A 20205-nucleotide genomic window follows, 5' to 3' on the forward strand; every position below is an offset into this window, starting at 1 on the left:
CCTCTGGGGGCGAAGATGAGGACTTGCAGATGCGCCAAACACGCTTGCGCCGCCCCATGCGGCTGACCCTAATGGCCGGGACCAGTGCGATACTGCTGGCAGGTTGCGAAAATCAGCCCTTGGATTACGACATGCGCAGCACCTTTGGCGATGGGTTCTCCACCGCTGAAGCGGCGCGCGGCCCTTTGGCAGACCGGCCCAAGCCCGACGCACGGGGCGTGATCTCTTATCCCAACTATCAAGTCGTCGTCGCCCGCCGGGGCGATACGCTGAAAGACGTGGCCGCGCGTGTGGGCGCCGACAGCGGCGAATTGGCCCGCTACAACGGAATCGATCAGGGCGTCCCGCTCCGCCAGGGTGAGATCATCGCCCTGCCCCGCCGTGTCTCTGAGCCTGCGCCGGGCACCAATGGCGCCGTGGACATTACCACCCTTGCCGGCAGCGCCATCGACCGCGCCCCGGCGACCCCCAGCGTCCAGACCCAAAGCCTGCCGCCCGCAGGCACCACCAGCACGCCTGCGCCGCAGCCCGCAGCACCGCAGGCGAAAGAGCCTGTGCGCCACCGGGTCGAGCGTGGGGAGACCGCCTATACCGTGGCGCGCCTTTACAACGTGCCGGTCAAGGCGCTGGCCGAGTGGAACGGCCTCGGCCCCGATTTCGCGATCCGCGAGGGCCAATTCCTGCTGATCCCGGTCGAGAAACAGGCGCCCCCGCGTCAGGCGACCAACACCGAGTCGAGCGCCGCCGCCTCGCGCCCCGTGCAGCCGGTCACCAGCGCACCCGGCGCAGGCACCCCCACGCCGACGCCGCCCTCTGCCGCGAAACCGCTGCCGCAGGATGAGACCGCACAGCCCCTGCCGCCCAAGGTCGAGCCGAAAGAGCCTGTGGCCGATGTGGGCAAGCCCACCGCCCCGGCAAAGGCCACCAAGATGACACCCCCGGTCCAAGGCTCCATCATCCGCGCCTATTCCAAGGGCAAGAATGAGGGCATCAACATCAAGGGCAGCCCCGGCGGGCCGGTGAAAGCCGCCGAGGCGGGCACCGTCGCCGCGATCACCAAGAGCGCCGAGGGCATCCCGATTGTCGTGGTGCGCCATGCCAACAACCTGCTCACGGTCTATGCGAATGTCGACGGTGTGAATGTGGCCAAGGGCGATAGCGTCAGCCGGGGTCAGCAGATCGCCAAACTGCGCGGCGGATCGGAATCGCATGTGCATTTCGAGGTGCGCAAAGGCTTTGAGAGCGTCGATCCGACGCCCTATATTCAGTAACCAAACGACAAAGGGCCCGCAGAATATGCGGGCCCTTTCGCTCATACCGTCCGGCGCTCAACCGCCCGAAACGGGAACGCCTTTCCGGCCGGCCAAATCCACGAAATACTGCCAAGCCACCCGGCCCGAGCGGGCGCCGCGTGTGGCCTGCCATTCGACAGCCTCGGCGCGCAATGTGTCGTCGTCGATCTCCACGCCGAAGGCATCGCAATAGCCGCGGATCATCGCCAGATATTGGTCCTGATCGCAGGGATGGAACCCCAGCCACAGCCCGAAGCGGTCAGAGAGAGAGACCTTTTCCTCGACCGCTTCCGAAGGGTTGATTGCACTGCCGCGCTCGTTCTCAATCATGTCGCGCGGCATCAGGTGGCGGCGGTTCGATGTGGCATAGAGTACGACATTCTCGGGCCGCCCTTCGATGCCCCCATCCAACACGGCCTTCAGCGATTTGTAATGCGCGTCGTCATGGCCAAAACTCAGGTCGTCGCAAAACAGGATGAACCGCTGCGAGGCCCCACGTAGGAGGGACAGAAGCCGCCCGACCGACGGCAGGTCTTCGCGCTGCAATTCAACGATGCGCAATACTTCATGTGATGCTTGAACATCCGCGTGTATCGCCTTGACAAGGCTGGATTTCCCCATGCCTCGAGCACCCCAAAGAAGCGCGTTGTTCGCAGGCAACCCCGCTGCAAATTGGCGGGTGTTGGCCAAGAGCGTATCCCGCGCCCGATCCACCCCCACCAGAAGCGGCAGGTCGATCCGCGCGACCTGCGGCACGGGCATCAGACGGTCGGGGTCGGTGTGCCAGACGAAGGCAGTGGCCGCATCGAAGTCTGGGGCGGCGAGCGGCGCGGGATACATACGCTCCAGCGCCGCCGCGATACGGTCCATCGGATCATTGATCACAGCAGGTCTTCCTCGTCTTCGTCGTCAAAGTAGCCCTCTTCGCGCAGCTTTTCGTTGCGCTTTGTCTCGACCCGGCGCACGAGGAAGATCGAGATTTCGTAGAGGCCATAGACCACCACGAAAAGGATCACCTGCGTGATCACATCAGGCGGGGTGACCAGCGCGGCCAGCACGAGGATCGCCACCACCGCATATTTGCGCACATTGGCCAGTCCTTCGGAACTGACCAGCCCCGCCTTGCCCATCAGTGTCAGCAGAACCGGGAGCTGGAAACAAAGGCCAAAGGCCACGATGAATTTGATCGTGAGCGACAGATACTCCTGCGCCGACCCTTGGAAGGCGATGGCGGCAATGCCGTTCTCACCATCCGGCCCACCGACCAGCGTGCCGGCCTGCTGGAAGCCAAGGAAGAAGTCGAAGGCCAGCGGCGTGACGACATAGAAGGCGAAAGCCGCGCCAAGGAAGAACATCACCGGCGAAGAGATCAGGAAGGGCAGAAAGGCCCCCTTCTCGTTCTTGTAAAGCCCCGGGGCCACGAAGCGCCACAGCTGGTAGCTGATGAAGGGGAAGCCCAGCACCAGACCGCCCAAGAGAGAGATCGAGATCGCGACGAAGAAACCCTCTTGCAGCTTGATCAGGATCAGCCCGCAATCCTCTTGCCCCCGTTCCGCCATGGCCGAGCAAAGCGGTTCGGTCAGGAAGTTGAAGATCGGGTTCCAGACGGTAAAGCAGATCACCATCCCGATGATGAAAGCGATGACCGAATGGATGAGCCGCGTGCGCAGCTCGGCCAGATGCTCGATCAACGGGGCGGAACTGTCGTCGATCTCGTCATAATCGTCGGTGGCGCTCATTCAACTCACTCTTTCTTGGCGGCAGCTTTGGGTGCCGTTGAGGTCTTGGCGGCGGCATCGTCCGATGCCGCTTGGGCCTGACCTGCGTCTTTTTCGATCACAGGCCGCGCCGGGGCTTCCTTGGCCGGGGCGGTGTCCGAAAGCTTCGCCTCTGCCGCTTCGGCCTCGGCCATGGCTTCCGCCGCTTCGCGTTGCTTGCGTTCGGCGGCGGCCCGCGCGGTGCTGGCTTGGATCTTCTTCACATCCTCGGCCTTTTGCGCCGCCAGTTTGCCAGTCTCGCTCTCAGGGTCGAAATTGGTCAGTGACCGGGTCGCGTCCTTGACCTCATCCATGGCGCTGCCCAGCGGGTTGCTGGCCGTTTTGAGCGATTTGTTCAGCGACGATGACATCTCGCGCATGCCGCTTTCATCGGCGGCATCGTTCATCGCTTGGCTGAATTCACGCGCCATGCCTTTGGCCTTGCCCACGAATTGCCCGACGCGCCGAAACAGCACGGGCAAGTCCTTGGGGCCGACCACGATCAGGGCCACCACGCCGATGACTAAAAGTTCCGTCCAACCCAGATCGAACATCGGGTTACACCCGGTCCTTGTCGGCCTTCAGGTCGGTCTTGGGATGGGTGCCTTGATCGGCATGTTCCGGCAGGTCAGCATGGTGCACGTCTTCGACATGTTTGATCTCGTCGCGCTTGTTCTCTTCTTCGCCTTCGCTGATGCCTTTTTTGAAGCTGGTGATGCCCTTGCCGACTTCGCCCATGAGCGAGGAAATCTTGCCCCGGCCAAAAAGCACCAGCACGACAACCGCGATCAGCAGCAGGCCCGGCAGTCCGATATTGTTCAACATGTCTGTTCTCCCATCATGTTTGGCGCAGTCTGGTCGCGCCAGTCTGCACCGTGATAGCGGGCGGCGCCGGGACCATGAAGGGGCAATGCAGCGGATGGGCGGTGCTGCGGGCGAAGGACTGCCGATTTTCAGGCGTGCAATTCCAGCTGAGACATGTTTTTGTCAGGAGCGTCAGGAGGCAACATGGTATCAGCGAAAACCGAAGATCGGCTTGTCCGGCTGATTGACAGGCTGCGGGATGGGCGGCTGCACCGAGCCGAGGATTTGGCCCGGCAGTTCGGCGTTTCCCCCCGCACGATCTACCGCGATATGGGCAAGCTCAGCGCGGCGGGCCTGTCCATCGCTGGGACGCGGGGCGAAGGCTATCGGATCATCCCTGCGATCACTCTGCCCCCGCTGACCCTGACGGCGGCGGAGTTGGAGGCGCTGAACCTCGGCCTCGCTGTCGCAGCAGAGGTGGGCGACCCCGCCCTGCAAGGCGCGGCGGAGACATTGGCCGCCAAGTTCGACGCGGTGCTGCCGACCGAGACCATTGCCGAGGGTGCCGCATGGGCGCAGGCGCTGAGGTCGCAGGGCAAAGCCACGCGGGTTTTCACCCATCTGCCGGTGCTGCGTGCCGCCGTGCAGGCCCGCCAAAAGCTACGGATCGCGGTGATCGGCGAAGCGCCGCAGGTGGTGCGCCCGCTTGAGGTGCGTAATTGGGGCCGGTTCTGGCTGCTGACGGCCTGGAGCGAGGGGGCGGCGGATTTCGTGACCCTGCCGCTTGATCAGATCGAGAGCGCTGAGCCGCTACCGGAGTTGTTCGTGGACGAGCCGGGCAGAACGCTCGCGGATCATCGCCCCTAACCCCAGATCAACGCCGCCTCAGCCCTTCAATCGCCAGCCGGTTTGCGGGGGCAAAAACGCCTCGACACTGGCCTGCGCGATCACGATGGTATCCTGTCCAGTGGCTACATTCAGCCCGCCCTTCACCGCGCGGACCTGGGCGCGACCGCGGGGGAGTTTGGCCACCAGCGCATCGACATCCACCTTTTCAGGCTCCTGCACCGCCACGGTAACCTGCACGCGCATCTGATCCGGCGTCACCTCTAGCGCGCCGAACAGCGGCAGGGAGGAATGGCGCAAGGCATCCTCGATCGCGCGCGCGGCGGCCTTGGTATAGTCCATCCCATGCAGATCGTTGCCCATGCCCATTTCGATGATGATCCGCTGCTCAGCCATCGGCACGCTCCATCTCGAAGCCGACGGAAAGCGCCACATTGGCCATGACCGTTGGGTTCCCTTCCCCTTCGGGGCGCGGCACGTCGAGCCCGCCGTGATGCAGCTTCACCGTCACCTCGCCATAGGGAAAGACCGCGCGCAGCGCTTCGGCATCCACCAGATCCGGGCGCTGCACGCCCACGTCGAGGGTGATGCGCATGGCCGACTTATCGAAACCGAAAAGCTCGGCCAGATTGATCGAATTGTGCCACAGCGCATCCTGCACCGCACGTTTCGCGGCCTGCGTATAATCACCGCGGCGCAGGGAGGAGCCCATGCCGAATTCCACCAACAGCGGCTTCATGAGGTCACCGGAAAGACAAAGCAACGGTCGCGGCGCACGGTCAGCCACATGACGGCACCGGGTTGCGGCAGAAAGACATTGGGCACCGTGGCCTTGAGCCGCGATCCATCCTCTTCCAGTACGAATTCCACGAGGCTTTCGTTGCCCATGAAGCGCGCGCGTTCCACCACCGCCCGGGCCGGTGTGCCATCGGTCGCCGTCGGGCGCGGCCCCTTGCCTGCCCTGTCAAAGTCGATGCGCAGGTGTTGCGGGCGAAAGACGATATTCACCGGCGTGCCATCGGCCACACCGGGGGCAAGGAATTGGCCAAAGACCGTATCGGCCAACGCCCCGGTCACCGTGGCCTCAAGCACATTGGCATCGCTGAAAAAGGCGACGGAGGCGCGGTCGACGGGCCGCGTATAGACGTTGTAGGGCGCGCCTTGCTGCACGATCTTACCGTCGCGCATCAGGGCGATCTCATCGGCCATGCGCATCGCCTCGTCCGGCTCATGGGTGACCAGCAAAACGGCGGTGTCCTCTTCCTTGAGAATGCTCAGCGTCTCGTCGCGGATGCCATCACGCAGGCGGTTATCGAGACCGGAAAAGGGCTCATCCATCAGCATGATGCGCGGCTGCGGGGCCAGCGCGCGGGCCAGCGCCACGCGCTGCTGCTCCCCGCCCGAAAGCTGGTGCGGGTATCCGTCGATATAGCGCAGCAGGTCCACCCGTTCGAGCAGTTCTTCGATCCGCGCGCGTTTCTCCTCACGCGTGCCTTTCTTGAGGCCAAAGCCCACGTTGTCGGCCACGCTCAGATGCGGGAACAGGGCGAAGTCTTGGAACATCAGGCCGATCTCGCGCCGCTCGGGCGGGACGCGGAACATGGTGTCGCAGATCAGTTTGCCGTCGACATGGATCGTGCCGCTGTCTTGCATTTCCACACCCGCGATCATGCGCAACGTGGTGGATTTGCCGCAGCCCGAAGGGCCAAGCAAGCAAGTCACCTGCCCCGGCAAGATCTGCAAAGATACGTCATCGACCACCTGCCGCCCGCCATAGGCGCGGCGCAGGTTGCGGATTTCCAGACGGGGGGTGGGGTCACTCATGGAGGCTGCGGTATCCGATCAAATCGCTCGGAAACCCAGCTATCAGCCCCGCCGCGCCCCCGCAAGCACCGCCGCGAACCCGGCCAGCAGCACGAAGATGCAGATCACCAGCAATTGCTCGTATTTATGCCCCTCGGGTAGAAGTGCCGCCACCGGCCCCCAGCCCCGCGCGAAATAGGCCGCAGCCCCCAGCATCGCGGCGGCGAAGGCGGCAAGGTAGCTCCAGACCGGAATCGCGCGCCCCGCCACCAGCCCGATGAGCAGCACCGGGGTGAGGAACATCGACGCGGTGCCGCTCACCGCCACGGCATCAAAAAGCGTGGCGTTGCCCCAAAGCGTCAGCAGCGCACCAAGCGCCATGAACCCCGCCATCACCAGCCGCCCGCCCGCCAGGCTGCGCGGCGCAATGCGCCATTCCTCAACCATCAGCCGCGCGGCAGAGGCGAGCGCCGAGTCGAGCGTCGACAGCGCCGAGACCAGCAGCGACAGCATCAGCGCCACGAAAATCCAGCCCGGGAACATTTGCCCCCATGTGCCGATCAACTCACCCTCATAGGCCGCGCCGGTCAGGCTGGCTTGGATGCCGAAAAAGCCAAAACCAATGATGCAAAGGGTCGAAATCCAGAAGGCATGGAGGAAAGACGCCCGGGTGGTCGCCTCATCCGCGAGAAAGCCGCGGTCCATCATCACCGGGTCATGCGCCGGGTAGGAAAAGACCTGCAACAGCGCCACGACCAAGAGCACCCAGCCGTTGTAGGAGCCAGAGGCTCCTGGCGCGCTCAGCACCGCGCCAAGCTCGAACCCCGGGCTCAGCAGCAGCGCCCCGAGCGCAAGGCCGAAGACGATGAGAAAGACCAGCATTTGTACCACATCCGTACGCAGCGCGGCGGAAAGCCCGCCCCACGCCGAATAGCCAAAACCAAGGGCGGCGACGATCAGCACAGCCAGCGTACCCGACCCGGGCCAGACGGCTTCGAAAATCAGCGCGACGACCAAGAGATTGGCAAAAACCTCGGACAGCAGCCGCAGCCCGATCACGAGGTTATAGGCCGCCGTGCCCGCGCTCCCGAAATGCCCCGCCAGCCAGTCCTGCACCGACCGCGCGCCGCCGCGGCGCAGGTGACCCACGATGAAGCCGCCCGTCAGGAAAGACCCATAATAGGCCGCATAGGCCAGTGTGCCCGCGATGCCGTAGAAATAGCCCAAGATCGCCGCGTTCATCAGGCTGCGGGCGAAAATCCACGTGGTGACTTGGCTCAGCACCAGCACCGAAAGCCCCGGCGCGCGGCCTGCCGCATTGGCCCCGCCAAAGAAGCCTTCGACCGTCGCGCGGCGCGGTGCCACCAAGAGGCTGGCAAGGATCACGGCTGCGAAAAGAAGGACAAGAACAGTGGTTTGCATGGGCGGTGGACCTTTTGCGAGAAGCTGATCCACAAGGGTTAGCCGCCGCCTGCAATCCGGGCCAGCACTGAAACCGCTGCTGTCAGGAATGTGATCCGCCGCGACGTGTCATGGCCGGGACGCGCGCCCCGGCCATGGAGGGTTTACATGGTCAGATTGGTGCCGCCGCCATCCAGCAGCAGGTTCTGCCCCACGATGAAGCCCGCGTGCTGCGAACAAAGGAAGGCACAGGTCGCGCCGAACTCGTCACGTGTGCCATAACGCCCCGCGGGGATGCCCGCCTGCCGCTCGGCGCGGGCTTCGTCCAGCGTGATGCCCTTTTGCTTGACCACATTGGCGTCGAGCGAATCCGCCCGGTCGGTCGCATGGATGCCCGGCAGAAGGTTGTTGATCGTGACCCCCTTGCCCGCCACCTGCCGCGCGGTGCCCGCGACATAGCCGGTAAGCCCGGTGCGGGCGGAGTTGCTCAGCCCCAGAACGGGGATCGGCGCGCGCACCGACTGGCTGGTGATGTTCACGACCCGGCCCCAGCCGCGCTCCATCATGGCGGGCACCAGCGCTTTGATCAGCGCGATGGGGGCCAGCATATTGGCGTCGAGCGCTTTGATAAAATCCTCGCGGTCCCAATCCTGCCACATGCCGGGAGGGGGACCGCCCGCGTTGTTGACCAGAATGTCACAGCCCTCTGCCGCCTTGATGACCAGCGCCTGCCCCTCTTCCGTGGCCACATCCGCCGCGATGGTGGTGACTTCGACGCCGTGTTCCTGACGGATGCGCTCCGCCGAGGCCTCAAGCGCCTCTGCGCCGCGGGCGTTCATCACAAGGTTCACCCCTGCCGCCGCCAGCGCCTCGGCGCAGCCAAGGCCGAGCCCCTTGGACGAAGCACAGACCAGCGCCTTCTTCCCTTTGATTCCCAAATCCATTTTGATTCCTCCTATGCATTTGCATATGCCTACCACGCCGCGCCGCCAATGCCAGCAAATCACCCGAGCCTTGACCCATCCGGGCCACAATTCTAGCCTATCTTACTGGCGAAAGCCCCAGAACCAAAGGCCCGTCATGTCCCCCAGCCGCAGCGCCCCCGCACAGAACCTCGCCGTCTACCGCGCCGGGCAATTCCGCGCGAGCGATGGGGCCAATATGGGCGATGCGCTGTCCTTTGCCGCCGAATTGGTCCTCGATGATGTCTATGAGTTGGACCGCGCGGCAGAGCCGCAGCGCCTGTCTCTGTTGACCCTGCCCGGCGATCACTTCCGCCTTACTGAGAATACCGGCGTGGGCCGCCCCGGGGGCGATCTGCATCTCGACAGCCTGCTCACGCTGATGTCGCCCGACGGGCAGACCCAAGAGGCGCTGCTGCTGGTGGAGGTCGATCAACACGGTCACGCGGCAGAGGTTTACCTTTTGCCGCTTGGCCCGCTGACACCGCAGACGGGCTACCGGATCGTGGGGATCGACACCCAGACCGCGCGGCAAAAGTTCGGTCAGCTCGCCTGCGTCTCTTTCACGCGCGGCACCCATATCTCGCTCAGCACCGGAGAGCTACGGCCTATCGAAGACCTGCGCGTTGGGGACCGTATCCTGACCCGCGATGATGGCGTGCAAACCCTGCGCTGGATCGGGCAAAGCACCCTGCGTGCGGTCGGCGAGTTTGCCCCGATCCGCATCCGCGCAGGCACGCTCAACAACGAACACGACCTGATCGTCAGCCCCGACCACCGGCTGTTCATCTATCAACGCAGCGATGAGATGGGTGCGGGCCGGTCCGAATTGCTGGTCAAGGCGCGGCATCTGGTCAACGGCGACAGCGTGACGGTGCAGGACGGCGGATTCGTCGACTACTTCCAACTGCTCTTTGACGGGCATCAGATCATCTATGCCGAGGGGATCGCCGCCGAATCCATGTTGGTCGACAGCCGCACCCGGTCGGTCCTGCCGCCGGAAATGTCCGAAGCCTTGGGCGAGGTGATCCCCGGCCATTCCGATCTGCCCCATGCCGGGCTCGATCTGGCAGAGGCACTGCTTGACCGCCCCGACGCGGCGGCGCTGCTGCGCAAAGCCTCAACCCGTTAAGGCGCCTCGACGGCGTAGTGGAACTCCTCCCGGACGATCTTGCCGTCTTTGACGTGGTAAACGCCGATCTCTTCCATCTGGAACCGCTCACCGCTTTGCTTGTCGGTGGCATCGACCTTGAACATCGCGCTGAACTGGCTGTCGCCAAAGTAGAACGGGCCGATCACCTCGGTGCTATGTTCCTCCATCGCATTTTCCCACCAGTCGTGCTTGCCGTGGATCGCCTTGACCCCATGGGTCTCTCGCCCCTGCCCGCCCATATCAGCGGCCTCGACCGAGACGGCATCGTCGGCATAGAGCCGATCAAGGTTCGCACGCACCGCAGCATTTCCCGCACGGCAGCCCGCGACCAATTCGCGGGCAATCTCTTTCAGTTCCATCGCATCCCCTCCGTGTACCCCTTATGTTCTCACCCTACGCCACCCAGCGATTCGCAGCAATGGCCAGATTGCGCCCGGTCGCGGCGCGGCCTATATGGGTCGGATGTTGGACACGCCGCAAAACCGCCCCGCCCTACCGCCCGAGATCGCGCGCCGTCGCACCTTTGCGATCATCAGCCACCCTGACGCGGGCAAAACCACGCTGACTGAAAAGTTCCTGCTGTTCGGCGGGGCCATTCAGATGGCCGGACAGGTACGCGCCAAGGGCGAGGCGCGGCGCACCCGCTCGGACTTCATGGCGATGGAAAAGGACCGGGGTATCTCGGTCTCGGCCTCGGCCATGTCCTTTGACTTTCATAGCGGTGACACCAACTACCGGTTCAACCTCGTTGACACGCCCGGCCACTCGGACTTTTCCGAAGACACCTACCGCACCCTGACGGCGGTGGACGCCGCCGTGATGGTGATCGACGGCGCGAAAGGCGTGGAAAGCCAGACGCAAAAGCTCTTCGAGGTCTGCCGGATGCGCGACCTGCCGATCCTCACCTTCTGTAACAAGATGGACCGGGAAAGCCGCGATACCTTTGAAATCATTGACGAGATTCAGGAAAACCTCGCCATCGACGTGGCGCCCGCAAGCTGGCCCATCGGCGTGGGCCGCGATTTCGTGGGCTGCTATGACATGCTGCGCGATCGGCTGGAACTGATGGACCGCGCCGACCGGAACCGCGTCGCCGATAGCATCAAGATCGAAGGGTTGGACGACCCAAAGCTGGCCGAACACGTCCCCGCCGCGCTGCTGGAGAAACTGCGCGAAGACCTTGAAATGGCGCGCGAACTGCTGCCACCGCTGGACCTCAAGGCGATGCACGAAGGCACGTTGACCCCGATCTGGTTCGGCTCGGCGATCAACTCCTTCGGGGTGCGCGAATTGATGGAAGGCATCGCCAAATACGGGCCAGAGCCGCAGATCCAAGCCGCCACCCCACGCCAGATCCTGCCCGAAGAGAAAAAGGTCGCGGGCTTTGTCTTTAAGGTGCAGGCGAATATGGACCCCAAGCACCGCGACCGCGTGGCCTTTGTCCGCCTCGCCTCGGGGCATTTTGAGCGTGGCATGAAAATGACCCATGTGCGCACGAAAAAGCCGATGACGGTGTCCAACCCGGTGATGTTCCTCGCCTCTGACCGCGAGTTGGCCGAGGAGGCTTGGGCCGGTGACATCATCGGCATTCCCAACCACGGGCAGTTGCGTATCGGCGACACGCTGACCCAAGGCGAAGCGCTGCGCGTCATCGGCATCCCCTCCTTCGCACCCGAACTGCTGCAAGCGGTCCGTGCGGGCGATCCGCTGAAGGCGAAACACCTTGAAAAAGCGCTGATGCAATTCGCCGAAGAAGGTGCTGCAAAAGTGTTCAAACCCTCGATCGGTTCGGGGTTTGTCGTGGGCGTTGTCGGCCAGTTGCAATTCGAAGTGCTCGCCAGCCGGATCGAGTTGGAATATGGCCTGCCGGTTCGGTTTGAGCCGTCTCAGTTCACCTCGGCCCGTTGGGTGAACGGCACGAAGCAAGCCGTTGATAAGTTTATCGATAGCAACAAACAGCACATCGCGCATGACCATGATGGCGACATCGTTTACCTGACCCGTCTGCAATGGGACATCGACCGCGTCGAACGCGATTACCCGGATGTGAAGCTGACCGCGACCAAGGAAATGATGGTGTAAAACGGCCCGCCTCCGGGGGGCAGAAAACCTTGATTTCGGGGCCGATCATGGCATTCTAACCCCAACTGGGGAGACGCGATGACGACGACGACGAAATGGGGGCTGGTGGCCACGATCCTGGCCCCCGCAGAGGAGATACGACGCTTTGCCGCCTACCATTTGGAGGCGGGCGCGCACCGCCTCTACCTATACCTCGATGCCGAGAACCCAGAGGCTTTCGAAAGCCTGAAGGCCCATCCGAAAATCCGTGTCACCACCTGCGACGAGGCCTATTGGCAAAGGCTTTGCGGCAAACGTCCGCAGAAGCATCAAGTCCGTCAAAGCCAGAACGCGACCCGCGCCTATAACCGAGCAGATGATGTGGATTGGCTAATCCATATGGATGTGGACGAATTCCTCGTCTCTGACCGGCCCGTGGGCGAGGTACTTACCACCCTGCCCCCGGCACAAAAAATCGCCCGCATCCGCCCGATGGAGGCTTTGGCTGGGGATGGGACGGCTTTCAAAGTCTTCATTCCGAACGGCCCCGAGCGCGCCCAGATCGTCTCGGCGCTTTATCCGACCTATGGCGACTACGTCAAAGGTGGCTTTCTGAGCCATCTGGCCGGGAAAGTTTTCGTTCGCATCGGGATGGCAGAGGTACGGCTCCAGATCCACAACGCTTTTCAGAACGATACGATGATCGACGGGCCAGAGCAGCAGCCCGGCATTGATCTGGCGCATCTTCACGCGAAAAGCTGGCCGGAGTGGCTCGCCGCCTATCGCTACCGGCTGGAGAAAGGCTCCTACCGCGCCGATCTGGCCCCCAACCGCCCCCGCGATCGCGGCGGATTGTCGATGCATGAACTCTTTTCCATGATCGAATCCGAAGGAGGTGAGCCGGGATTGCGCGCCTTTTTTGATGAGGTCTGTGCCGATACGCCTGAGCTGCGCGAAACGTTGAAAGACCACGGTCTGCTGCGTCTCGCCGATCTCGACCTTGATGCAAAGGTGTCGCGCCATTTCCCAAGTTAAGCGCCTGAGGGGCAAGTGTTTGACGGCTGGGCCGCAACTTGCTATGCGCTTTCGCAACATGCCGCGGCAAATGCCGCCCCTTGGGCCATTCGGGCCGGCTTGTATTGCTGCCGCGGGCCAAGTCAGTGTCCGCTCAACTCGGACGCACATGACAAAATTTACCGATCTGAACCTGAATGCCAAGGTCCTCAAAGCTATTGATGAGGCTGGCTACGAATCGCCCACACCTATTCAGGCGGGCGCCATTCCCCCCGCTCTTGAAGGTCGTGACGTTCTGGGCATCGCCCAGACCGGCACCGGCAAGACAGCCAGCTTCACGCTGCCAATGCTATCACTTCTCGCCCGTGGCCGGGCGCGCGCCCGGATGCCGCGGAGCCTCGTGCTCTGCCCCACGCGGGAGTTGGCCGCACAGGTGGCCGAGAACTTCGACACCTATTCCAAGCATCTGAAACTGACCAAAGCGCTGCTCATCGGCGGCGTCTCCTTCAAAGAGCAGGACAAGCTGATCGACAAGGGCGTCGACGTGCTGATCGCCACACCGGGCCGCTTGCTTGATCATTTCGAGCGTGGCAAGCTGATCCTGTCGGACGTCAAGGTCATGGTCGTGGACGAAGCTGACCGGATGCTCGACATGGGCTTTATCCCTGACATTGAGCGGATCTTTGGCCTCACGCCCTTCACCCGGCAAACGCTGTTCTTCTCGGCCACCATGGCGCCTGAGATCGAGCGGATCACCAACACCTTCCTCAGCAACCCTGAGCGGATCGAAGTGGCGCGTCAGGCGACCACGAGCGAGAATATCGAACAGGGCGTCGTCATGTTCAAAGGCTCGCGCAAGGACCGCGAGGCGAGCGAGAAGCGCAAACTGCTCCGCCTGCTGATCGATGCCGAAGGCGAGAAATGCACCAATGCGATCATCTTCTGCAACCGCAAGATGGACGTGGATATCGTCGCGAAATCGCTGAAGAAATACGGATATGACGCGGCCCCGATCCACGGCGATCTGGACCAGAGCCAGCGAACCAAAACGCTCGAAGGGTTCCGGGGTGGCGAGCTGCGCTTCCTTGTGGCTTCCGACGTTGCCGCGCGTGGCCTTGATGTGCCAAGCGTGAGCCATGTCTTCAACTTCGACGTGCCCAGCCATGCCGAAGACTACGTTCACCGCATTGGCCGCACCGGCCGCGCGGGCCGCGATGGCAAGGCGATCATGATCTGCCAGCCGCGTGACGAGAAGAACTTCGAGGATGTCGAGCGTCTGGTGCAAAAGGAAATCCCGCGCATCGAAAACCCGCTTGGCAAAGCCAAACCCGCCGAGGAGACCTCCGACGCGCCGGCCAAGTCCGATGACAAGCCCAAGCGGACGCGCTCGCGCAGCCGCAAGGCCGACAAACCTGTCGAGGCACCCGCCGAGGACAAGCTACCGCAGGCCGAGAAGGCTGAGGCCAAGGTCGACGCCAAAACCGACGACAAAGCGCAGTCCGAAAAGGCAGAGGCCGCGCAGGACGAGCGCAAGTCGGGCCGCGGCAACAAGGACGAGAAGAAGTCGCGCGGCGGACGTGGCCGGGGCGACAAACGGGGCGGTAACGACAACCGTGTCGTCGGTCTGGGCGATCACACGCCAGACTTCATCGGTCTAAGCTTCCGCGAACGCATCTAACCCCCGCCACCGCGGGCATGAATTCGCCGCCGATCCCCGCCGGGATTGGCGGCTTTTTCGTCTGTGCTATGTGAGGGGAAACCCCTCAGATAGGACCATCATGCTGCGCCCCGCCCTCTTCGCCCTTGCCTTTACCCTGACCGCCCTCACCGCCGCCCCCGCCAGCGCGGAACGCTGCCGGGCCGAGGTCAATGGCGCCGAAGTTGTGGTGGAAGCCGAGAATTTTGCCAATTTCGCCGAAGAGGTCGGCACCCGCGAGCGTCTGTTGAATTGGCCCGCGCGGAAGTGGAGCAAGCTTTGGGGCACGCCGCCCGCCTGCGACAGCGGGGTGCTGTTCGACTACCTCGCCACCACTGTGCCGCTGGATCAGATCGACGGCTATTGCCTGACCGCCACGCCCGAAGACGGGCATTTCCTGATCCCCGGCGCGCGGAACTATCGCGGCTATTGCAAGAAGACCTTCTGCGAGCGGGTGAACACCACCAAGGAAGAGACCGTCGAGATCAGCAAGAACATCGCGCGCTCCGTCGTGGACAGGCTCAGCCAGCCGGAAAACCTCCGCGCCGTGGCGCATAAATCGGGGGCGTTCATTTTGACGGGAGGGGCCTCTGCCCTCAGCGCCAATTTGGCGACGACAGGCAGCACGCTGGCCACCGCACTGGCGACCCCCGCCGCCCTTGCGGCCACGGGCGTAAGCGTGGTCGCGGTGGGCGGCGCGGTCTATATGTGCAGCGGTGAGGCGGAGGTCAGCTCAGACGGCTGACCACCACGGTGACTTCGGGCTTCTTGCCGATTTCGTCATAGGACGACTGGCGCGCGACCTTTTTCAAACCGTCATTCAGCTTGTCGTCATCCCGCAGGGTGGCGGCTTTCTGACGGTTCAGCCATTGGCTGAGATCTTGCTCCAGCACGTCCACAAGCGGTGCGTTGGAGCGGCCCGTTTCCGGCAGGCCCATCAGATCGACCCAAGGCTCGCCCAAAGGCTCGTCATCGGTATCGAGGATCAACGTCACTGTGGCATGGCCGTTCAGCGCCATGCGGATACGGTCGCGGATCACACCATCCAGCGCGCCGACCTGAACCGAGCCGTCCAGATACATGCGGCCCGTGTCCACATGTTCGACCACCTTGGGCTGGTTGCCCGACAGGTCCACCATCATCCCGTTCACCGCCAGAACGCCGGTGATGCCCTTGGCATCGGCGATCTTGACGTGTTCGCGCAGGTGGCGGTGCTCCCCGTGCATGGGGATCAGAACCTGAGGTTTCACGATGGCATGCAGCGTTTCCAGATCGGGACGGTTGGCATGGCCCGAAACGTGGTAGAGGCCCGAGGAGTCGTCGACAACATCGACGCCCTTTTCCGAGAACTGGTTGATGATGCCGATCACGCCACGCTCATTGCCCGGAATGGTTTTCGACGAAAAGAGGAAGAGATCGCCCTCTTTCAACTCGATCCCCTGATACTTGCCCCGTGCCAGTTGCGCCGAAGCCGCGCGGCGCTCCCCCTGGCTGCCGGTGACCAGCAACATCAGGTTCTCGCGCGGGATGGCGCGGGCGTTCTCGGGCGAGATGACGGGCGGGAAGTCTTTCATCACACCGGTCTGGATCGAGGCTTCGACCATGCGGTTCATCGCACGGCCCAAGAGCACGATAGACCGCCCTGCCCGCGCACCGGCTTCGGCCAGCGTTTTGACCCGCGCCACGTTGGAAGCGAAGGTGGTGGCAACGACCATGCCCTCGGCGCTGCTCACCAGCTTTTCGATCTCCGGGCCCACAGTGGCTTCGGAGCGACCGGGATGGGCAGAGAAAACATTCGTGCTGTCGCAGATCAGCGCCTTCACGCCATCCTTGCAAACCTCGGCCCAAAGCGCGTCGTCAAAGGCTTCGCCGACGCCCGGCGTGCGGTCGATCTTGAAATCGCCCGAATGGATCGTACGCCCCTCGGGGGTGTCGATAACCATGGCGGAGGATTCCGGGATCGAATGCGAGATCGGCAGGAAGCCCACTTTGAACGGGCCTGCGGTGATCTGCTCGGGCCATGCGCTGACGGTGGTGACCGCATCCTCGGGATGGCCGTGTTCGGACATCTTCCGGCGCGCGATATTGGCGGTAAAGGCGCGCGCATAGATCGGCGCCTTCAGCACCTCATAGGAATGCGCGATGGCGCCGATGTGGTCTTCGTGGGCATGGGTGATAAAGATCGCCTCGATCTGGTCGCGGCGTTCCTTCAGCCAAGTGATGTCGGGCAGGATCAGGTCCACGCCCGGCGTGCTGTCCATATCCGGGAAGGCCACACCGATGTCGACGACGATCAGCCGCTCTTTCCCGGGCTTGCCGTAGCCATAGACATAGGCGTTCATGCCAATTTCACCCGCCCCACCGAGGGGCAGATAGATAAATCGTTCGCTGCTCATATTATTCAGCTTTGTCCTTATTATAATCGTGGATCACGGTCAGCCCGTGCATCGTGAGTTCATCTTGATAATCATCGAACAGGTCGACTGCCTGCTGAAACAGCGGTGCCAGACCCCCCGTGGCGATAACGCGCATGGGTCTTGCACGTTCCGCCCTTATCCGCTCACATATCTCACGAACCAGCCCGACATAACCCCAAAAGACACCGGACTGCATGCAGGCCACCGTATTGGTGCCAATGACGGAGGGCGGTTTCGAGATATCGACATGCGGCAGGGCAGCGGCGGCGTTGTGCAGCGCCTCTAGGCTGAGGTTCACCCCCGGCGCGATCACCCCCCCGATATAGGCCCCATCATCGGCCACCACATCAAAGGTTGTGGCGGTGCCAAAGTCGACCACGATCAGGTCACCACCATAGAGGTCATAGCCTGCCACGGTGTTGACCAACCGGTCCGGGCCGACCTGCGTCCCCTCATCCACACGCACGTCGATAGGCAGCGCACAGCCCGGTTTCCCGACAACGAAGGGCCGCGTGTTAAAGTAGCGATCCGCCAGAACGCGCAGGTTGAACACCACCCGCGGCACTGTCGAGCTGATGATCATATCAGTGATGTCGGCGTCGATATTTTGGAGCCGCATCAGAGTGTTGAGCCAAACGTAATATTGGTCCGCGGTGCGTTTCCATTCGGTCGACGTGCGCCATGTGGCGATAAACGCATCCCCGTCCCAGATAGAGAACACGGTGTTGGTATTGCCGCAGTCGATTGCCAGAAGCATGGTGCCTCCCCTCCCCCCGATTTTAGAAAAACACGTCCGCCGCGGTGATGGGCACCGCGCCGTCGCGGGTGCGCAGGATCAGATTGCCTGCGCTGTCTACATCTTCGAAAACGCCGGTCATCTCGTCGCGCATGGTGCGCGCGGTGATGACCTCTCCGAGCCGCGCGGCATGGGCCAGCCATGCGCTGCGGATCGTGCTGAACCCATAGGTCGTGAACTGCTCTTCCAGACCGGCGTATTCCCGCGCAAGCACGTCAAGGAACTCTTCCGCGCTCACGTTCGCCCCCGCTTCGCGCAGGGTCACCGCAGGTAAGGCGCGCGCCTCAAGGCTGCCCGCCGCCGGTCCATGGGCAAGGTTCACGCCGACGCCAATGGCCAAATGCTCGCCCACGCTCTCCAGCAGGATGCCAGCGACCTTGCCCCCGCGCAGCAGAACGTCATTCGGCCACTTGAGTGCAAAAGCGTCCTCCCGCCCCGTCACAGCCACGAATGCACGGTAAAGCGCGAGCGACGCCACGAAAGAGCGTAGCGCGGCGACTCCCGGCGGCTCTTTGCGCGGCATCATCAGGGTGGCTGCGAAATTGCCGCGGGGGGTGGCCCAGCTCCGGCCCCGACGCCCGCGCGCAGCCGTCTGCTCCAGCGCCAAGATCCAAGTCGGCGCGGTCAGCTCTTGCTGTAACCGCGCCGCCTCCGAGAGGGTGGAATCGAGCGTGTCATAGACGCGCCGGCCATAGCCTTCCGGCCAAGGGGTCATGCGCGGGTCTGGCCGATCTCGTGCCGCACCGCTCAGTTCACCAGCGATGCCGCTGCCGATGCGGCCAAGCCTTCGACGCCGAACATATTGGCAATACCGACGATCATGATGACGGCAGAGGCCATCAACACCACGGTCAGCACGCCGCCGTTCTGGTGGTCGAGCGTGTCCGAACGCTCTTCGCCGAAGTACATGTAAAAGACGATGCGCAGGTAGTAATAGGCACCGATCACACTGGCGATCACGCCCGCGATGGCCAGCCATGTCATATTGGCGTCATAGGCCGCGCGCAGCACATAGAACTTGCCGAAGAAACCCAGCATCGGCGGCACGCCCGCAAGGCTGAACAGCAGCACCAGCATCGCCAGCGCCCGGCCCGGGTTGGTTTTGGCATACATGTTGAGCAGGGTGATATCGGTCACCGGCGCGCCGTCTTTCTGCATCAACAGAATAAAGGCGAAGGTGCCGAGGTTCATGGTTACATAGATCGCCATATAGACCAGCATCGCCTGCACGCCAAAGGCGGTGCCCGCGGCCAGACCCATCAGCGCATAGCCAATATGCGCGATGGAGGAGAAGGCCATCAGACGTTTGATATTGGTCTGACCGATCGCGGCGACCGAGCCAAAGAACATCGACAGAACCGACAGCAGCGCGACGATCTGGGTCCAATCGCTGACGATCTGGCCAAAGGCGTCATGCATCACCCGCGCGAAGAGACCCATCGCCGCAACCTTGGGGGCCGTGGCAAAGAAGGCCGCGATCGGCGTGGGCGCGCCTTCGTAAACGTCCGGTGTCCACATGTGGAAGGGCACGGCGGAGACTTTGAAGGCAAGGCCCGAGATCAGGAAAACCAGACCAAAGAGCAGGCCAAGCGATGTGCCGCCCGTTTGCGCCGTGGTGATGATGCCTGCAAACAGCGTGGTCCCGGCGTAGCCATAGACCAGCGATGCGCCATAGAGAAGCAAGCCCGAGCTGAGTGCGCCGAGCACGAAATACTTCAAACCGGCTTCCGTGGACTTAACCGAGTCGCGGCGCAGGGAGGCCACGACGTAAAGCGCCAGCGATTGCAGCTCGAGGCCCATGTAGAGCGCCATCAGGTCGCCTGCGCTGACCATCATCATCATGCCGACGACAGCCAAGGCCACAAGCATCGGATACTCGAACCGCAGCAAGCCGCGCAGTTTCATATAGTTTTCCGACATGACCAAGACGGCAGCGGCCGAAAGCAGGATCGTCACCTTGGCGAAACGGGCGAAAGTGTCGTCGATGAACATGCCGTGGAAGGCGATATTGGTGGTGCCGTCGCCAGACATGGCCACCCAACCGGCCAGCAGCACCATCACCACCGCGGTCACCCAGACGAGCACCCCGGCGGCCTTGTCTTTCGACGTATAGACCGCGCCGAGAAGGCCGAGCAGGGCAAACCCCGCAAGGACGATCTCAGGCAGAATGATGTTCAGATCAGCGGATATCATGCGCCAAGTC

21 protein-coding genes are annotated in these 20205 nt (G+C 63.0%); 7 read left to right on the plus strand and 14 right to left on the minus strand.

All coding sequences use genetic code 11. The features are described 5' to 3' along the window. Positions 1 to 29 precede the first annotated feature (29 nt). Positions 30 to 1271, plus strand: coding sequence for a M23 family metallopeptidase (locus ACGYK2_RS04940; RefSeq protein ID WP_271687613.1), 1242 nt, complete (start codon positions 30 to 32; stop codon positions 1269 to 1271). A 57-nt stretch (positions 1272 to 1328) separates the two neighbouring features. On the opposite strand, the gene ACGYK2_RS04945 is transcribed toward ACGYK2_RS04940, so the two are convergent. From ACGYK2_RS04945 to ACGYK2_RS04960, 4 genes are read right to left on the minus strand one after another with little or no spacing between them, the layout of a single operon-like run. After that, positions 1329 to 2177 (minus strand): ATP-binding protein, encoded by an 849-nt coding sequence (locus tag ACGYK2_RS04945; protein WP_394374257.1) that lies wholly within the window; start codon positions 2175 to 2177, stop codon positions 1329 to 1331. Then, positions 2174 to 3031, minus strand: coding sequence for a twin-arginine translocase subunit TatC (gene tatC / locus ACGYK2_RS04950; protein WP_067267932.1), 858 nt, complete (start codon positions 3029 to 3031; stop codon positions 2174 to 2176). The genes ACGYK2_RS04945 and tatC overlap by 4 nt, the downstream gene beginning before the upstream one ends. Positions 3032 to 3036: 5 nt before the next feature. Next, positions 3037 to 3603, minus strand: coding sequence for a Sec-independent protein translocase protein TatB (gene tatB / locus ACGYK2_RS04955; protein WP_271687617.1), 567 nt, complete (start codon positions 3601 to 3603; stop codon positions 3037 to 3039). Positions 3604 to 3607: 4 nt separating this feature from the next. After that, entirely contained in the window at positions 3608 to 3874 is a 267-nt protein-coding gene (locus ACGYK2_RS04960; RefSeq protein ID WP_067268177.1) for a twin-arginine translocase TatA/TatE family subunit, read from the minus strand. A 183-nt stretch (positions 3875 to 4057) separates the two neighbouring features. On the opposite strand from ACGYK2_RS04960, the gene ACGYK2_RS04965 reads away from it, so the two are divergent. Then, positions 4058 to 4720 (plus strand): YafY family protein, encoded by a 663-nt coding sequence (locus ACGYK2_RS04965; protein WP_271687618.1) that lies wholly within the window; start codon positions 4058 to 4060, stop codon positions 4718 to 4720. A gap of 18 nt (positions 4721 to 4738) precedes the next feature. Here the strand turns inward: ACGYK2_RS04965 and ACGYK2_RS04970 are convergent, their stop codons facing one another. The 5 genes from ACGYK2_RS04970 to ACGYK2_RS04990 all read right to left on the minus strand — a co-directional run bounded on the left by ACGYK2_RS04970 (position 4739) and on the right by ACGYK2_RS04990 (position 8847). Further along, on the minus strand, positions 4739 to 5095 hold the full coding sequence (locus tag ACGYK2_RS04970) for a Lin0512 family protein (RefSeq protein WP_271687621.1): 357 nt from the start codon (positions 5093 to 5095) through the stop codon (positions 4739 to 4741). After that, positions 5088 to 5438: a Lin0512 family protein gene (locus ACGYK2_RS04975; RefSeq protein ID WP_271687623.1), complete on the minus strand. Its 351-nt coding sequence runs from the start codon at positions 5436 to 5438 to the stop codon at positions 5088 to 5090. Before ACGYK2_RS04975 ends, ACGYK2_RS04970 begins: the two co-directional genes overlap by 8 nt. Then, positions 5435 to 6523, minus strand: coding sequence for an ABC transporter ATP-binding protein (locus tag ACGYK2_RS04980; protein WP_067268171.1), 1089 nt, complete (start codon positions 6521 to 6523; stop codon positions 5435 to 5437). Before ACGYK2_RS04980 ends, ACGYK2_RS04975 begins: the two co-directional genes overlap by 4 nt. Before the next feature lie 42 nt (positions 6524 to 6565). Beyond that, positions 6566 to 7924: a sodium:proline symporter gene (locus ACGYK2_RS04985; RefSeq protein ID WP_271687624.1), complete on the minus strand. Its 1359-nt coding sequence runs from the start codon at positions 7922 to 7924 to the stop codon at positions 6566 to 6568. A 143-nt stretch (positions 7925 to 8067) separates the two neighbouring features. Further along, entirely contained in the window at positions 8068 to 8847 is a 780-nt protein-coding gene (locus tag ACGYK2_RS04990; RefSeq protein WP_271687625.1) for an SDR family oxidoreductase, read from the minus strand. A gap of 136 nt (positions 8848 to 8983) precedes the next feature. Here ACGYK2_RS04990 and ACGYK2_RS04995 point away from each other — a divergent pair, with 136 nt between their 5' ends. Next, positions 8984 to 9997 carry a Hint domain-containing protein gene (locus tag ACGYK2_RS04995; protein WP_271687627.1) on the plus strand — a complete coding sequence of 338 codons (1014 nt, stop codon included), beginning with the start codon at positions 8984 to 8986 and terminating at the stop codon, positions 9995 to 9997. Here the strand turns inward: ACGYK2_RS04995 and ACGYK2_RS05000 are convergent. After that, complete coding sequence (locus ACGYK2_RS05000) at positions 9994 to 10377, minus strand: nuclear transport factor 2 family protein (RefSeq protein WP_271687628.1); 384 nt, start codon at positions 10375 to 10377, stop codon at positions 9994 to 9996. The two genes, ACGYK2_RS04995 and ACGYK2_RS05000, sit on opposite strands and share 4 nt — an antisense overlap. 103 nt (positions 10378 to 10480) lie before the next feature. Between ACGYK2_RS05000 and ACGYK2_RS05005 the strand changes: the two genes are divergently transcribed. From ACGYK2_RS05005 to ACGYK2_RS05020, 4 genes are all read left to right on the plus strand, one after another. Then, complete coding sequence (locus ACGYK2_RS05005) at positions 10481 to 12100, plus strand: peptide chain release factor 3 (protein WP_271689980.1); 1620 nt, start codon at positions 10481 to 10483, stop codon at positions 12098 to 12100. Between the two features lie 78 nt (positions 12101 to 12178). Then, positions 12179 to 13114, plus strand: coding sequence for a glycosyltransferase family 2 protein (locus ACGYK2_RS05010; RefSeq protein WP_271687629.1), 936 nt, complete (start codon positions 12179 to 12181; stop codon positions 13112 to 13114). 148 nt (positions 13115 to 13262) lie between these two features. Continuing rightward, entirely contained in the window at positions 13263 to 14771 is a 1509-nt protein-coding gene (locus tag ACGYK2_RS05015; protein WP_271687630.1) for a DEAD/DEAH box helicase, read from the plus strand. Positions 14772 to 14871: 100 nt separating this feature from the next. Continuing rightward, a complete protein-coding gene (locus ACGYK2_RS05020; protein ID WP_271687631.1) occupies positions 14872 to 15534 on the plus strand; it encodes a hypothetical protein in 663 nt (220 codons plus the stop codon). Here ACGYK2_RS05020 and ACGYK2_RS05025 read toward each other — a convergent pair. The 4 genes from ACGYK2_RS05025 to nuoN are packed head-to-tail and all read right to left on the minus strand — an operon-like array spanning position 15518 to position 20195. Next, positions 15518 to 17185, minus strand: a complete 1668-nt coding sequence (locus tag ACGYK2_RS05025) for a ribonuclease J (protein ID WP_067268157.1) — start codon at positions 17183 to 17185, stop codon at positions 15518 to 15520. The genes ACGYK2_RS05020 and ACGYK2_RS05025 overlap by 17 nt on opposite strands. Before the next feature lies 1 nt (position 17186). After that, positions 17187 to 17963, minus strand: coding sequence for a type III pantothenate kinase (locus ACGYK2_RS05030; protein ID WP_209218020.1), 777 nt, complete (start codon positions 17961 to 17963; stop codon positions 17187 to 17189). Positions 17964 to 17985: 22 nt separating this feature from the next. Beyond that, positions 17986 to 18717 (minus strand): biotin--[acetyl-CoA-carboxylase] ligase, encoded by a 732-nt coding sequence (locus ACGYK2_RS05035; RefSeq protein WP_271687633.1) that lies wholly within the window; start codon positions 18715 to 18717, stop codon positions 17986 to 17988. Between the two features lie 32 nt (positions 18718 to 18749). Further along, positions 18750 to 20195, minus strand: a complete 1446-nt coding sequence (nuoN, locus tag ACGYK2_RS05040; protein ID WP_067268151.1) for an NADH-quinone oxidoreductase subunit NuoN — start codon at positions 20193 to 20195, stop codon at positions 18750 to 18752. Positions 20196 to 20205: the final 10 nt, after the last annotated feature.

It is taken from the genome of Sulfitobacter sp. 1A10359 (genome assembly GCF_043558145.1).
Taxonomy (GTDB): domain Bacteria; phylum Pseudomonadota; class Alphaproteobacteria; order Rhodobacterales; family Rhodobacteraceae; genus Sulfitobacter; species Sulfitobacter faviae.

Excerpts from the sequence above, each read along its gene's own strand:
- ACGYK2_RS04940 (WP_271687613.1), top strand. The coding sequence starts at position 30 with ATGCGCCAAACACGCTTGCGCCGCCCCATGCGGCTGACCCTAATGGCC.
- tatC (WP_067267932.1), bottom strand. The coding sequence starts at position 3,031 with ATGAGCGCCACCGACGATTATGACGAGATCGACGACAGTTCCGCCCCG.
- tatB (WP_271687617.1), bottom strand. The coding sequence starts at position 3,603 with ATGTTCGATCTGGGTTGGACGGAACTTTTAGTCATCGGCGTGGTGGCC.
- ACGYK2_RS04960 (WP_067268177.1), bottom strand. The coding sequence starts at position 3,874 with ATGTTGAACAATATCGGACTGCCGGGCCTGCTGCTGATCGCGGTTGTC.
- ACGYK2_RS04965 (WP_271687618.1), top strand. The coding sequence starts at position 4,058 with ATGGTATCAGCGAAAACCGAAGATCGGCTTGTCCGGCTGATTGACAGG.
- ACGYK2_RS04970 (WP_271687621.1), bottom strand. The coding sequence starts at position 5,095 with ATGGCTGAGCAGCGGATCATCATCGAAATGGGCATGGGCAACGATCTG.
- ACGYK2_RS04975 (WP_271687623.1), bottom strand. The coding sequence starts at position 5,438 with ATGAAGCCGCTGTTGGTGGAATTCGGCATGGGCTCCTCCCTGCGCCGC.
- ACGYK2_RS04980 (WP_067268171.1), bottom strand. The coding sequence starts at position 6,523 with ATGAGTGACCCCACCCCCCGTCTGGAAATCCGCAACCTGCGCCGCGCC.
- ACGYK2_RS04985 (WP_271687624.1), bottom strand. The coding sequence starts at position 7,924 with ATGCAAACCACTGTTCTTGTCCTTCTTTTCGCAGCCGTGATCCTTGCC.
- ACGYK2_RS04990 (WP_271687625.1), bottom strand. The coding sequence starts at position 8,847 with ATGGATTTGGGAATCAAAGGGAAGAAGGCGCTGGTCTGTGCTTCGTCC.
- ACGYK2_RS04995 (WP_271687627.1), top strand. The coding sequence starts at position 8,984 with ATGTCCCCCAGCCGCAGCGCCCCCGCACAGAACCTCGCCGTCTACCGC.
- ACGYK2_RS05000 (WP_271687628.1), bottom strand. The coding sequence starts at position 10,377 with ATGGAACTGAAAGAGATTGCCCGCGAATTGGTCGCGGGCTGCCGTGCG.
- ACGYK2_RS05005 (WP_271689980.1), top strand. The coding sequence starts at position 10,481 with ATGTTGGACACGCCGCAAAACCGCCCCGCCCTACCGCCCGAGATCGCG.
- ACGYK2_RS05010 (WP_271687629.1), top strand. The coding sequence starts at position 12,179 with ATGACGACGACGACGAAATGGGGGCTGGTGGCCACGATCCTGGCCCCC.
- ACGYK2_RS05015 (WP_271687630.1), top strand. The coding sequence starts at position 13,263 with ATGACAAAATTTACCGATCTGAACCTGAATGCCAAGGTCCTCAAAGCT.
- ACGYK2_RS05020 (WP_271687631.1), top strand. The coding sequence starts at position 14,872 with ATGCTGCGCCCCGCCCTCTTCGCCCTTGCCTTTACCCTGACCGCCCTC.
- ACGYK2_RS05025 (WP_067268157.1), bottom strand. The coding sequence starts at position 17,185 with ATGAGCAGCGAACGATTTATCTATCTGCCCCTCGGTGGGGCGGGTGAA.
- ACGYK2_RS05030 (WP_209218020.1), bottom strand. The coding sequence starts at position 17,963 with ATGCTTCTGGCAATCGACTGCGGCAATACCAACACCGTGTTCTCTATC.
- ACGYK2_RS05035 (WP_271687633.1), bottom strand. The coding sequence starts at position 18,717 with ATGACCCCTTGGCCGGAAGGCTATGGCCGGCGCGTCTATGACACGCTC.
- nuoN (WP_067268151.1), bottom strand. The coding sequence starts at position 20,195 with ATGATATCCGCTGATCTGAACATCATTCTGCCTGAGATCGTCCTTGCG.